The following is a 14,537-nucleotide window of genomic DNA, read 5'->3' as shown; positions in this document are numbered from 1 at the left end:
TTTATGAAATACTTCCTTAGCCTACTTTGCTGCCTTACCCTACAAGCAAATTTATTGAGCAACACCCCTATTGAGCCTGATGAGTTGATAAGGAGATGGGTAGAATCTAAAACATTTAAGGTTGATAATGAAATTATTCATTGTAGTAAAACTCTCCCAGAATTTTATTTAGATCGCGGTTTTGAACCAGCCTGGGAAGATTATGATAATATAGAAGAGCTAATAGCACAAATTAAACTTACCGAAGATGATGGCCTTAACCCAGAAGACTACCACCTCAGCTATTTAGTAGAGCATTATCAAAACAAAAAAGAAGTTACCCCTTTCACTGACATAGTTTTAACAGATGCTTATTTCCTGCTCACATCACATTTATTGAATGGCAAGGTCAATCCTGAAACTTTAGATGCCGAGTGGAGAATAAACAAAAAAGAAAGCAACTTTAAAGATATGCTCACGCAATCTTTAGCAGAAAATTTAGTGGCTTACAACATCAATCAAATCAAGCCTAAATTCAGTATTTACAAGCATTTAAAAACGGCCTTAAAATACTATAAAAACTATGACAGCAATGCTAAATGGGTAAGCATCACTAATGGTGAAGCCATTAAAGAAGGCAAAAGTGATGAAAGAATACCTGCGATCAAAAGTAGATTAATAGCCCTTGGAGCAACCTTCACTTCTAATGCTGAAGATTCGTTAAAATACGATGACGATATAATAGCTGCAATAAAGAAATTCCAAACTGCTAATGGTTTAGCCGCTGATGGCGTTATTGGCAATGAAACCATCAATATGCTAAACCTTTCTCCTGAGCAAAAGGTAACTACCATTAAAGCCAATTTAGAAAGATGCAGATGGCTACCTCAAGAATTGGGCAACCACTACATAATGGTAAACATTGCTGACTTCCAGCTTACTGCCATTAAGAATAATGACACTACACTTACTATGAATGTAGTGGTAGGCAAGCCATACCGCAAAACTCCGGTATTTAGCGAAAAAATGAGATATTTGGTATTAAACCCTTATTGGACGGTACCTCCTACTATTTTAAGCCAAGATATACTGCCAGCGCTAAAAAAGAACTCCAACTATCTTAAAAAATTAAACATTAATGTGGTGGATGGAGAAAAAATAATAGATCCTGCTAGTATTGAGTGGAGTAAAATGACCGCAAGAAATTTCCCATATCAATTACGACAAGACCCCGGAGAAAACAATGCTTTGGGCATTGTAAAATTCATTTTCCCTAACCCCTACAATGTTTACATGCACGACACTAATCATCGTGAGTTATTTGGAAATACTGACAGGGCTTTAAGCTCGGGCTGCATAAGGCTTAGCCAACCTAAACAAATGGCTTACTATGTACTTCAGAACGATGCTACTTGGAATAAAGATAAGATAGACTTAACCATAAAAACCGCCAAGAATGTAACCGTAATCTTAAAGGAAAACATCATGGTGCATATTATGTACTGGACAGCATTCAGTAAAAATAACACTATCCAATTCAGAAAAGACATTTATAACCGTGACAAAACATTATGGGAGGCCTTAATGCAGGCCCCTCCATCTATTTAAGGCAAAACAAAAAATTAAATTAAGTTGGAGCTTAGTAATACATCATAAGCTCCTTCTTCATTTATTAAGCTTGAATTTTGTAAGTACTCCTTTTCAGGATAAAAAATAAACATACAGGTTCTATTTGCCAGCTTATTTATCACCTCCTCATGTCCTTTCATCGGTATAGAGGGGCAACCAAAACTTCGGCCTATCCTACCATAGATATTAGTAAAAGAAGGATTAACATAATCAGCTCCATGAACTACAATAGCTCTTTCACGTGCATTGTCATTAAACCCTTTTTCCACACCGTCTAATCTTAGCGATAAGCCGTGTTTACCAGAGTAAGTCTCTCCCGTAACATAAAAACCCAAACTGCTAGTGTTTGAATTGGGGACGTTAGAGAATTTCTTTGCAAATTCATTTCCTGTGTTTCTACCATGGGCTACCAAACTGTGATAAAGCACCTTGTGCTCTGATAAGTCTATTACCCACATTCGTTTTTTGTTAGATGATAAACGAAAATCGATAAGTGTTAAAATGTTGTCATCTGAAAGCTTGTGCTGTTTTTTTAAGTTTAAAAAACCTACCATGCCCTTCTTAAATAAATCATATCCGGGTTTTTCTCCTTTAAAACTTATTAAAGAATAACTGGATTGAATGTACTCTGAAAGAACTTTGCTTTTTTCAGCAATGGGGGTAGTGGCAAAAATGTTAGAGAAAGTTAAAAGCGCAACTAAAACTAAAGAACATTTTTTAATCATTAACAGTAAAGTTTTTTCAATGAATAATTATTATAAGTCTTCCTGATGCCGAACGAACATTGTTTAAAAAAAATTCATTCCCTTAAAAAATTTCTCATCTTGTGTATTTAAATCCACAAAAACCGACTGATGAGGAACTTATAAATGAGCCTTCAGTGTATATTAAATATATGGCACAAAATTTACACTACATTGGGCATGAATAAATATTATTTAGTCTTTTTTATTTTTGCCTCTGCACTTTTAATGCAGTGTAACAATAGAGTGCAGCCATCAGATCCTTCCGTTAGCGTTGACCCCGCCTCTGTTCATGATCCTTTAGACACCTTTACCTACAACGTGCAGCCTTATTTAGGTGCTAAGCTAGATCTTTCAACAGAAGAGATACAGCATTATATTTCTAATTTTCTTGACACCCTACAAGTAGGGCATTATGTTAAAGATAAAATGCATCAACAACAAATTAAAGCCGAAATCGACAGTTTCTATCATTTGAATGATAATCGGTTGTTTTGGGCCACAACTCACAATGTAAGGCCTCAAACCAAGGTATTAATCAGTGAACTATTAAATGCCTCTGCTAATGGCTTAAATTCTGAAGATTATGATATTTCTAAATTGATCAACTTTCAACAAGAGGTATTTGGCCAGCAGCACCTAAACGTTCTTCAGTTAATACAGTTAGACATCCGCTATACAAGTGCCTATGTGTCTTATGGCTACCACTTAGCCAATGGAAGAACAGAACCCATTGAAATAGACAAAAAATGGAACAACAGTTCACTTCCCGAAAGCGTGGCCAAAAGGCTATGTTCGCTTAAAATTAAAGATGCTATTGACTCTGTAACTCCACAAAACGAAAATTATAGCGGCTTAAAAAAGGCTTTGGAGAGATATAAGGCCATTGCACTAAACGAAGGTTGGCCTGTACTGCCAGAAGATGCCAATATAAGGCTTGGAGACAGCAGCAACGTGGTGCCATTATTAAGAGAACGCTTATATATTAGCCAAGACTTAGAATCTAATGCGGTGGGAGCAGATTCATTAATATTTACCAGCGACTTAGAAAATGCAGTGAAGAGATTTCAAGACAGGCATGGCTTAGAAATAGATGGAATAGTAGGGAAAGGAACCATTAGACAAATGAACATATCTGTCAATGACAGAATAGAAGAAATTAAATTGAACCTAGAAAGAATAAGATGGATGCCAGATCAGCTTGGGTCGCATTACATCTATGTAAATATTCCTGAATACATGCTTTACGTATATAAAGATGAAAAGATACCATTGCAAATGCGGGTAATTACAGGAGAAACTGATCATGCTACCCCAGTAATGAATGACAGGCTAAATTATTTGGTTTTCAGTCCAACATGGACTATCCCGAAAAAAATCATTCAAAACGAAATGTTACCCAAGATAAAAAATGATCCCGACTACTTGACCAGAAATGGTTATCAACTTTATGAAGGGTGGAATGCAAATGATGAACCTATAGACCCAATGGCTTATAACTGGGACAGTGTAGAGAATATTAATCAAGTGCGTATAGTACAAAAGCCCGGCTCTGGCAATGCACTAGGTAAGGTTAAATTCCCTTTAACTAACGAGCGCAATATTTACTTGCACGATACGCCATCTCATTACTTATTTAGTAGAAGTGCAAGAGCATTTAGTCATGGATGTGTAAGGTTAAATGAGCCGGCCAAGCTAGCTGAATACCTTTTACAGGATCAAAAGTGGGACAGTAAAAAAATTAAAGAGCACATGAATAAAGAGCAGCCTGTAAATGTAACGCTCACTGAGTCTTTACCGGTGTATTTCGTATACCGCACCGCATTTATAGACCAAAGGGGTTTGATCAACTTTAGAAAGGATGTTTATGATATAGACAAAGCTCAGATGCTAAAACTAAAAGGGTGGCAAGAAAAACAATTGGCTACCTTATTTTAAACCAAAACAGGGAGAAGTTTAGGAATAAAAATAAAGCCACCTATTACGGTGGCTGCAATAGCACTAATGAGCACTGCCGCTGCGGCAAGGTCCTTAACCTTCATTATTAAATTTTGCCTTTCTGGCGACACATAATCTGCTAAATTTTCAATAGCAGAGTTCACTGCCTCCATAGCCAACACCCACCCTATGGTGAATACAAGCACTATCCATTCGAGTCTACTGACATTTAATAAAACCGCAAGAATAACAACCATAATTGCGGCTACAGCATGAATCCGTGCATTATGCTCTTCTTTAAAAAGCAAAACAATACCATTAAATGCATATTTAAAGCTGTGAAGACGTTTTTCGAATGAGAAAGGCTCTTGCTTTTTCATTATTTCAAATCGTCAGGTGCAATCAAACCTTCTTCTAAGAAAGCTTTCATTACCTTTTCTGTCATATCACTTTTAAAAGCGAACTCATTTCTAATATCTGACACATAAGCCTTTAGCCTCATTTTAAAATAAGATCGTCTCTCCTTCACATCATTAAAAAACAAAACCACTATTGGCTTATTCAAGTAAATGAACCTAGATACCTGAGCTGCCTCTATGGCTATCTGCCGAGCCTTTTCAGTATCTATGGTTATGGGCAAATAAATCTCAGCCACTACCTGACAATCCGCCTCTCCACTATTTGAATTAGAAACTGACTTATTCATCAACTCACTATTAGGCACAGTAACCAGAGAGTCATCAGCAGTAACTATACGGGTAGACCTTAAACCAATTTCTAACACCTCTCCATAAAATTCACCTATCTCAATTTTATCGCCCACCTGAAAAGGCCTATCGAATAAGATCATAATACCGCCAAAGATATTTTTAAGTATATCTTGTGCTGCTAAACCTACAGCAATACCTACGGAAGCTGTTATGGCTGTCACCATACTTACCGGAGGCTGAAAAATACCCGCTATAATTATTACCAGAATGAGAATCCACCCCGAAATTTTGATGATAGGGATAACACCCTTCAGTGTTATTCTATGATTGGTACTTTTTTCAGCCATCCTCTCTAGGACCGAACCAATAAACCTAATACTAAAATACCCTCCTACTAGAACTACAAGCGCCCAAAAGATATGACCGAAAGAGAATACCTTAAACCACTGTTCACTACTGTTTTTAGCATCTTCTTGTAGCTGTTTTTCAATATTCTTTGCTTGCTCTTCAAAAACGCTATCCACATTTTTGACTTTTGCAACAGCAGTATCGGCATTTACTACTATAAGAGTATCCTTAGCATTATGCTCTGTGCTATCTTGGGCATAAATGCCAGCATTAATAATTAGTATTAATATGCAACTTAATATAGCTCTCACCTTAATGTATGATGTTTTTAGACTTTAGCAACAACACTGTTTGTCTGTAAAGCAATGGATTAATATAATATTGTTCTTTATTCATGCTCAAAATACCATCTTCAAACAGAGGAATAATGATAGCTTTAGCCTTACCAGCACTATAACCTGTCACTTGCAAGTAATTTTCTAGCGTTAAACCATCATGAACTAAAATATCTGCCAAGGCAAATACTTTTAAAGGCGCTAAAGCTTTCATAAATGAAAAATCTATCTCCTTTAAAGATCCTATATGAATAGTGTTGCCTTCAATTTCTTTTGTAGACCTGAGCCAATAAACCAATGCTAGGCTCACATTACTTTTTGCGATTTTATTCAGCTCGGCAAAATACCTGCTTCTCAAAAATGCTTGCTGATCTTCTTTACTCTGTTTATTAAATTTTTTATTGTTTAAATCAGCGGCCGAAGGTTCAAAATTCACATTGTACCCACTAACACGATGCCTCTTATTGATAATATTAATAATGGTTTCGTTATCAAATTCATTCAAATTGACAACATAGCTAAAGTGCTCCGCAATATTTATAGTTTTCTGAAGGTAATCCCAGGCAAACTTTGCGCAAACCAATATCCAAAATACTTTTTTGTTGGTTTGGGAAATCAAATCTAACAGAGCCTTTACTGTGGTAAAACCTTTAATTTTCTTTAAATATAATTTTTGAAGCCCTTCAATTATAATTATACGTCTATTCTCATTGAGAAATACGCCCAGTTCATTAAAGTCATTAAATGATTGTCCTAGTTTCTCTTCAAATCGCTCCAGCAATTTTTCTAAAGTAGTGAGCTCATCAAGCTCAAACCTTATAATGGTGCTACTAGTGGTAAGATCATCTAAAAAGAAATTGATGGCCGTAGTAGTTCCGCTGCCCTTCTCTCCAATAAGCGCAGTAGTAGCATACCTACTTTTCATCCAATTATTATACGCAGTATTTAACTGTTGCAGCTCCTCCCTCCTACCTTCAAAAAATGCAGCATCAGTCAGAGGAGTGGACTTAAATAATCGCTGATAAACAAAGGGAAGTCTATCAATAGATTTTTCAGTTTCAGCAAAAAAATCAGCGAGCTCTGCAGATATAGATTCTGTTTTTTTGGTAATACCGTATTTCTTAAAAATATCATTGATCTGACTTTGACCAGTTTGATATTTTGTTTCCAGCCATTTTACCATGGTAGGCAAAAGATTCTTGGCCTTATAAATAACCTGTTCTTTTACCTCCTTGCTTCTTTTTAATGCTTTAGCCTTAGTAATCCTGATCCTGATATCATAAATATTCTCATTATCAGTAAACTTGATGAGCGACCTGTTAAACTCGCGCAACCCGGGCAAAAGCTGCTCTTCTATTTTATCATCTAACTGTAAAAATATTGTTTTTATAGCCTCTACCTTTTCTATAGTTCTGGTAATACCATCTATAGCGATAACCTTCGGATGATCTCCTTTGCTTTCATTCTGGAATAATGAAATGGCTGATTCAATATTAAATTCAGCAATTTGACCAAGCCCCAACACTTCCGTCTGAGCATGACTGAGACTTTCGGTGATCATTATTTTAACCGCTCTAATCACCTTTATCAGTTGCTCCCAGGACTCAAACTGTATCAGTTCATATGGAGAAATATAGCTGATGGAAGAGGCTTTTATAGGCTCATCATAACTAGCTCCTTTAACAATTCCTCTTTTTTCAGAAACAGCTCTTATGAGTTTATCTATTCTTGTTTCTATATCATTGATTATAGCGGGCAAATCCTGAGCTAAAATCGTTTCATTAGTGCTGCTTAAATTATTGCTCGAAAACTGATTTCTAATAAAGTCCAGTTCATTCTGCAATACGTCTTTCAGTTGAGGATCACTTTCTGAGTATTGAGCTACTCGTTCTTTACTTTTCACCAATAAATCACTCAGCACATTGAGCTGAGAAATTATTGCCTCTTCTACTCTTTGATGCAGTTTGGCTTTTGCACTGCCATATTGCTGAATAGAGGCATAAACTATTAAGTATAGTTCTAAATCTATCTGCCAATCATCAGACAGCGCCTTTAATGTGTTATTCCACCCCTCCTTCTCAGCCTTATAAGCTTTAAATAATAATTGATGTTCTTTGGCTAGAACGTTTTTTGAAAACTTTTTAGAAGACAGCTCAATGGTATCAACTTTAAGATAGCTTCTTTCGAAAGCCAAAAAAGTATTTTTGAACACCTCTTGCACAAACTCTACAATCTTATTTTCATAAGACTGTAACTCATCAATGTAATCGGTTAATTCTTTGTGAAAAGACTTGGCCTTCGATAGGCTAAGCACCTCTTCTGAAGAAATAGATTTAAGATAATCATCTATATTTTCGTCTACTTTCCAAGCTGCCTTTGAAGAGGCACTAATGCTTAAGTAAACTTGGCTCATGAGCGGAATTAACCCCTGAGGAAGTTTTTCTTTAAAATAATAGTTAACCAAAGCCTGCATAGGCACTTTGTGGTACCATGGCTTAACTATAGAAGGTGATTTTTTAAACACCTTTCTCAATCTATTACCCGTTCTTACAGGCATTTTATTAATGAAATAAAACAGCTGTTTAAACTGTTTTTTCACCTTTAAGCCCATCTTATCTCCGGGCTGCACTTTAAACCTTTCTCTCTCCTGAGCCCTTTTTAAAACTACAGGCATTGTTTTAACATATGCCTCTAGTTCATTGTGGTAAGGCATAAAATCAGCATCGTAGTTCACTTCTCTTGGCTGAGCAAACCGTGCATCTACAAGGTTAAATAGATCTTTTTTATATTGCTGTGCGGCCCTAAGAATTACTTTATTTTCACTACCCTCTACCTCAGCCTTAAAAAACGTCTCCTGAGCCTCCTTAATAGCAGAAATAAAGGTAATTTGAGCCGACACATCGGCAAAAATTACTTTTGTAAAGTTATCTTTTACAATAACCTCAAGCTTTTGATATTGCTCACTTAGCTCAGAAATCATAGGTTCATTCATTCTATTCACTACCAATATGCATAATGGCATCACCCATATTTAATACAGGATAGTTATTGATGCCTATTACATAACCATTCATTGGGGATTTTATTTGCTTTTCAAACTGGCCATAGGGATCCGTAATAAGCCCTAAGACCTGATTTTTTTCTACTTTGTTACCATTACGAACGTTGGCATGATGCAGCCCTGCATACTTTGCCCTTACCCACGATGAGTTTTTAATAAAAATAGATTCACGATCTATTTCGGGAGCATCATCTCTCATCCCCATATGCTTCATCACCCGTAAAAAACCATCTACACCTGTATCAATAACGGACTTCCTTAACCTTAAAGTCTCTCCGCCTTCATAAACCAAAATAGATTTGCCTGCTTTGGCTGCAGTTTTCCTTAGAGACTTATCTCTATACGGAGATTCTATAATAAATGGAGCGCCAAAGGCTTTTGCCACATTCAATAATTCATCTGAATTAAAAACACCTCTGATCTGAGGGTAATTATTATGACTGGCACCACCTGTATGGAAATCAAGGCCAAAATCTACTTGAGGTAAAATCTCACTAGTCATGAAATTGGCAACTCTACTTGCTAAAGATCCATTTTTAGAACCAGGGAATGAACGGTTTAAGTCTTTTCCATCAGGCAACCCTCTGGAATGGTTAATAAAGCCATAAACATTAAATACCGGTATGGCTATCACAGTTCCTTTAGTAGGCCTGTGGTATTTATGGCTTATTATCCTTCTTAAAATTTCAATACCGTTGGTTTCATCACCATGCACACCGGCCATCACCAATAGCTTTGGTCCTGGCTCCTTGGCTCGGCTAACAAAAACTGGAATGTTAATAGGAGTTCGCGTGGGTAGTCTTGCTATCAACGCATTAATTTGTTGCTCCTCTCCAGGAGCAATTTTATGTCCATCTATAATAATATCAGGCATTCACCTTATCTTTTTGAATTTTACCCTTTTTATCGCTATTGCGCTCAAGGTATTCTATTATTCGACCTGCAATATCAAGCCCAGTAGCATTTTCTATACCTTCTAAACCAGGAGAAGAGTTCACTTCCAAAATAAGTGGCCCTCTGCTAGATTGCAGCATATCTACACCAGCAACACCAAGTCCCATTTTTTTGGCAGCAGTAACAGCAGCCGTTTTTTCTTTTCTAGAAAGTTTAATAACACTAGAAGAACCTCCTCTATGAAGGTTAGACCTAAACTCCCCCTCTTTAGCTTGGCGCTTCATTGCGCCCACAACTTCACCATCTACCACAAAGGCACGAATGTCTGCTCCTCCTGCTTCTTTAATAAACTCTTGTACTATAACCCTAGCTTTAAGCCCATGAAAAGCCTCTATTACTGAAGTGGCTGCTTTTTTATTCTCTGCCAACACCACTCCAAGACCTTGAGTACCCTCTAGTAACTTGATAATTACCGGTGCTCCGCCTACTGCATTTAAAATAGATTCTGTATCTCTAGAGTAATTGGTAAATACCGTTTTGGGCAAACCAAGACCGGCTCTTGATAATATTTGCAAGCTTCTCAGCTTATCTCTAGAGCGAATTAAAGCCTGAGACTCCACTGCTGTAAACACCTTCATCATTTCAAACTGGCGAACCACTGCCGATCCATAAAAAGTTACGGAAGCACCTATCCGTGGTATAATAGCACTAAGATCTTCTACATTTTTACCATTATAAATAACAGCAGGTTTATTCTGCTCCATCACAATAGTACACTTAGTATGGTCTATTATTTCATATTCATGACCTCGAACTTTACATGCCTCAGCTAGTCTTTTGGTTGAATACAATTCACTATTTCTTGATAAAATACCTATTTTCATCCTTTTCGTGCTTTCCTATTTTTCTGTTTGTATGATAAATTTGAATGTGATACATCTACTATGAAGCCATTTTTCAGCAGTTTTCTTCCTAATAAAATAGGAAACTTTAAGTTGCCCCTATTACTTAATGAGAACTCTGCTGGTATAGACTTACCGAATACTTCAATATTGGTAGTTATAATAAATCTAACTTCCGAATCACCAAAAGAATTTTTGATTTCTCTCTGTTCATAATTTTCGAAATAAAAACTCTTGCCGTTATAATCTGGGTGAGAGGGATCCAAAAGTGTAAAGTGCAGCATTTGCTTGCCATCTTTCTCTACCACCTCTGCATGATGATAATGTATGGCTGAAGTATATGCTCCTGTATCTACCTTGGCCTCTAGCTCAAATAAATGAAGGTCAGGCAGATCTATTTTATCACTTCTACCAATGATGATTTTTTCTTTCATTTTAATTTTAATAAAACGGGTTGAAAATAAGCAAAAAAAAGCTGAGCCAATGGTCTCAGCCTAAAATATTAAAACTATTTTATTTACTTACTTTTCACTTCAAATGGCACCCTTGTATTTTCCCACGAAAGCTCCACGTTATCCCCCTTTATTTCTATAACAAAAGTTTCTATCATTTTGTCAGTAGCCTCAGCTTTAGTCTTTACTCTTAGCACATCAGCAGTAGCATCGTAGTTATAAGCTCCCCACTGGTTATTATTTTTATTAAAAATAATAGTCCAATTTTTTGAATCAGGAATAGTAAATAACGCATACGAGCCCTTAGCCAAATCTTTTCCTTCGATAGTCACGTCTTTATCAAATGATATAGTGGTAGCGTTGTTAGCTCCTGTTCTCCATACTTTATCGTAGGGCACAAGTCCCCCCATTATTTTTCTACCTTTGGCTGATGGCTGATGGTATTTTACTTCAATATTTACTCCATCTATAGTTCCTTTAGCAGTGGCTGGTGGGCTCTTCATCTTTTTCTGAGCCATGGTAGCTGTAGTAAATAACATCATAAATATAGCTGCTAGTAGTAAACCTGTTCTTTTCATAATATTTTGTTTGTTTAAGTTCTTTTCTAACGGAAGTAGTCAAAGTTTGTTAAAACTTACTGCTATTGTAATCTATTAAAAAATAAGCAACAAATTAAGTGTAATGGTAATCTATAAAGCCACACCGCTATATTCCCTTATTTAATTCGTTAAATGCTGTTTCATTTTGCTATTTTTGCGGACTTAATCAAAAATTAGAAATAGAAACATGTCACTTTCAACGAAGTATGATCCCACGGTAGTAGAAGACAAGTGGTACAAATACTGGATGGACCAGGGCTTTTTTCATTCAGAACCTAACCCTGATAAAGAACCGTACACCATAGTCATCCCTCCTCCCAACGTCACCGGAGTATTGCACATGGGGCATATGCTTAATAACACTATACAAGATGTGTTAATAAGAAAAGCACGTATGGAAGGCAAAGAGGCATGCTGGGTGCCTGGTACAGACCACGCTTCTATAGCTACTGAGGCTAAGGTTGTGGCCATGTTAAAAGAAAAAGGCATTAATAAGAAAGACTTAACCAGAGAAGAATTTCTAAAATATGCTTGGGAATGGAAAGAGAAGTATGGTGGCATTATATTAGATCAACTTAAGAAGTTAGGTGCTTCATGTGATTGGGACCGTACGCGTTTCACCATGGAAGAATCACTTTCTGAAGCCGTAATAGAAGTATTTATTGACCTGCATAAAAAAGGGTTAATTTATAGAGGGGTAAGAATGGTTAACTGGGATCCTCAAGGTAAAACTGCTTTATCTGACGATGAGGTGATCCACAAAGAAGTACAGTCTAAACTATACCACTTAAACTATAAAATAGAAGGTGAAGATACTTTTATAACTATAGCTACTACAAGGCCTGAAACCATCTTAGGCGATACTGCTATATGTATCAACCCTAACGATGAAAGGTATACGCACTTAAAAGGCAAGAGGGCTTTAGTTCCTTTGATCAACCGTTCTATTCCTATCATAGAAGATGAATATGTGGCTATGGACTTCGGTACAGGTTGCTTAAAAGTAACTCCTGCGCACGACATCAATGACTACGAATTAGGGATAAAACATAACTTAGAGTCTATCGACATTCTTAATGATGATGGTACGCTTAATGAAAAAGCTCAATTATTTGTAGGTGAAGATAGGTTTGTAGTAAGAAAGAAAATAGCAAAAGAACTTGATGCAATAGGTCAACTTGCTAAAGTTGAAGATTACACTAATAATGTAGGCTTCTCTGAAAGAACTGATGCAGTTATTGAACCTAAGCTTTCTATGCAATGGTTCTTAAAAATGGAAGATATTACTGTTCCTGCTCTTGAAAATGTTATGAATGACGAGGTTCAATTGATTCCTCCTAAATTCAAAAACACTTACCGCCATTGGATGGAAAATGTGCGTGACTGGTGTATTTCCAGACAGTTATGGTGGGGGCATCAAATACCTGCGTATTATTTACCTAACGGAGAGTATGTAGTAGCAAAGTCCATAGAAGAAGCTTTGGAAAAGGCGCAGCAAAAAGATGCTAGCATTACTGCTGACCAGTTGAGGCAAGACGAAGATGTATTAGACACTTGGTTTTCTTCATGGCTATGGCCCATTTCTGTTTTTGATGGATTTAAAAACCCTGAGAACCCTGACATCAACTACTACTACCCTACCAATGACTTAGTAACTGCACCTGAAATACTATTCTTCTGGGTGGCAAGAATGATCATTGCGGGATATGAATACAAAGGCCAAAAGCCTTTCAAAAATGTTTATTTAACAGGTATTGTAAGAGATAAGCAAGGCAGAAAAATGTCTAAATCTTTAGGCAACTCTCCTGACCCGCTAGAACTTATGAAAGATTACGGTGCTGATGGCGTTAGAACCGGAATGTTGTTTAGTTCACCAGCTGGTAATGACTTGTTATTTGACATAAAGCTATGTGAGCAGGGCCGTAACTTCACCAATAAGGTTTGGAATGCGTTCCGCTTGGTAAAAGGATGGGAAGTAGATGCCAACTTAGATGGCTCTCACAATGAAACCGCTATTGCATGGTTTGAGTCTCGCTATAACCAAACATTAATAGAGGTAGAAGATTTATTCACGAAATTCAGAATTTCTGATGCTCTGATGTCTGTTTATAAGCTCATCTGGGATGATTTCTGTTCATGGTACCTAGAAATGATCAAACCAGAATATGGTCAGCCAATTGATGCTAAAACTTTAGAGCAAACTATTATTTTCTACGAGCAAATCGTAAAAATACTTCATCCTTTCATGCCATTTATAACAGAAGAGCTATGGCACGAGCTTAGAACAAGAGATGAAAAAGATTGCTTAATAGTAGCAGAGTGGCCAAAAGCAGGAGCTATAAACGAACAGTTATTAGACAATGCTGCTTTAGCTTTTGAGATTGTTACTAACATTAGAAATACACGTAACACCAAGCAGATTTCTCCAAAAGAAAGCCTTGAATTAAAAATCAAAACAGAAGATTTTGCAAGGTTTGAAGATTTCAACTTCATTATCAGTAAACTGGCCAATTTGAGTAATTTGGAAGAAGTAACTGAAAAGGTAGATGGAGCTATAAGTTTTGTTATAAAAGGTGACGAATTCTTCATTCCTATGGAAGGCAACATTGACGTAGAAAAGGAAAAAGAAGAAATTCAAAAAGAACTAGAATACACCAAAGGATTTTTAGCTTCTGTAAATAAAAAGCTTAGCAATGAACGCTTCGTAAGTGGAGCACCAGAACAAGTGGTAGCTAATGAAAAGAAGAAGAAAGAAGATGCTGAAGCTAAAATTAAAGTTTTAGAAGAAAGTCTGGCCAACTTAGGCTAACCAATATAAGCAGGGGTTTTCTACCCCTGCTATTTTATTCTCCTCCCTCACCCTACTTTTTTTTCTCTGTTATAAAACACATTTGTTCATAATTTGTGTTATCCTAAAACAGTTATACTATTACTGCTTTGATTATCC

General features: G+C 36.5%; 11 protein-coding genes. 3 read left to right on the top strand and 8 right to left on the bottom strand.

All coding sequences use genetic code 11. The features are described 5' to 3' along the window. Positions 1-3 precede the first annotated feature (3 nt). Positions 4-1,587: a L,D-transpeptidase family protein gene (locus ACXACQ_RS09905; protein WP_474975782.1), complete on the top strand. Its 1,584-nt coding sequence runs from the start codon at positions 4-6 to the stop codon at positions 1,585-1,587. Between the two features lie 14 nt (positions 1,588-1,601). On the opposite strand, the gene ACXACQ_RS09900 is transcribed toward ACXACQ_RS09905, so the two are convergent. Continuing rightward, positions 1,602-2,333 (bottom strand): murein L,D-transpeptidase catalytic domain family protein, encoded by a 732-nt coding sequence (locus ACXACQ_RS09900; RefSeq protein WP_474975781.1) that lies wholly within the window; start codon positions 2,331-2,333, stop codon positions 1,602-1,604. Positions 2,334-2,531: 198 nt separating this feature from the next. On the opposite strand from ACXACQ_RS09900, the gene ACXACQ_RS09895 reads away from it, so the two are divergent. Then, on the top strand, positions 2,532-4,289 hold the full coding sequence (locus tag ACXACQ_RS09895; RefSeq protein ID WP_474975780.1) for a L,D-transpeptidase family protein: 1,758 nt from the start codon (positions 2,532-2,534) through the stop codon (positions 4,287-4,289). Here the strand turns inward: ACXACQ_RS09895 and ACXACQ_RS09890 are convergent. The 7 genes from ACXACQ_RS09890 to ACXACQ_RS09860 form a co-directional block, all read right to left on the bottom strand. After that, positions 4,286-4,669 carry a diacylglycerol kinase family protein gene (locus ACXACQ_RS09890; protein WP_474975779.1) on the bottom strand — a complete coding sequence of 128 codons (384 nt, stop codon included), beginning with the start codon at positions 4,667-4,669 and terminating at the stop codon, positions 4,286-4,288. The two genes, ACXACQ_RS09895 and ACXACQ_RS09890, sit on opposite strands and share 4 nt — an antisense overlap. Then, entirely contained in the window at positions 4,669-5,658 is a 990-nt protein-coding gene (locus tag ACXACQ_RS09885) for a mechanosensitive ion channel family protein (RefSeq protein WP_474975778.1), read from the bottom strand. Before ACXACQ_RS09885 ends, ACXACQ_RS09890 begins: the two co-directional genes overlap by 1 nt. A gap of 1 nt (position 5,659) precedes the next feature. Beyond that, positions 5,660-8,704, bottom strand: a complete 3,045-nt coding sequence (locus ACXACQ_RS09880; protein WP_474975777.1) for a P-loop NTPase family protein — start codon at positions 8,702-8,704, stop codon at positions 5,660-5,662. Then, positions 8,676-9,617, bottom strand: a complete 942-nt coding sequence (locus ACXACQ_RS09875; RefSeq protein WP_474975776.1) for a succinylglutamate desuccinylase/aspartoacylase family protein — start codon at positions 9,615-9,617, stop codon at positions 8,676-8,678. The genes ACXACQ_RS09880 and ACXACQ_RS09875 overlap by 29 nt, the downstream gene beginning before the upstream one ends. Continuing rightward, on the bottom strand, positions 9,610-10,521 hold the full coding sequence (gene rimK / locus ACXACQ_RS09870; RefSeq protein WP_474975775.1) for a 30S ribosomal protein S6--L-glutamate ligase: 912 nt from the start codon (positions 10,519-10,521) through the stop codon (positions 9,610-9,612). The genes ACXACQ_RS09875 and rimK overlap by 8 nt, the downstream gene beginning before the upstream one ends. Then, positions 10,518-10,973, bottom strand: a complete 456-nt coding sequence (locus ACXACQ_RS09865; RefSeq protein WP_474975774.1) for an ATP-dependent zinc protease family protein — start codon at positions 10,971-10,973, stop codon at positions 10,518-10,520. The genes rimK and ACXACQ_RS09865 overlap by 4 nt, the downstream gene beginning before the upstream one ends. Before the next feature lie 83 nt (positions 10,974-11,056). Then, on the bottom strand, positions 11,057-11,569 hold the full coding sequence (locus tag ACXACQ_RS09860) for a DUF2911 domain-containing protein (protein WP_474975773.1): 513 nt from the start codon (positions 11,567-11,569) through the stop codon (positions 11,057-11,059). Positions 11,570-11,777: 208 nt separating this feature from the next. On the opposite strand from ACXACQ_RS09860, the gene ACXACQ_RS09855 reads away from it, so the two are divergent. Beyond that, positions 11,778-14,399 carry a valine--tRNA ligase gene (locus tag ACXACQ_RS09855; RefSeq protein WP_474975772.1) on the top strand — a complete coding sequence of 874 codons (2,622 nt, stop codon included), beginning with the start codon at positions 11,778-11,780 and terminating at the stop codon, positions 14,397-14,399. Positions 14,400-14,537 lie beyond the last annotated feature (138 nt).

This window comes from Fulvivirga sp. AWR4_260 (assembly GCF_056158185.1).
Note: the sequence above shows the minus strand (reverse complement) of the source record. Positions and strands in the feature narration are given on the sequence as shown.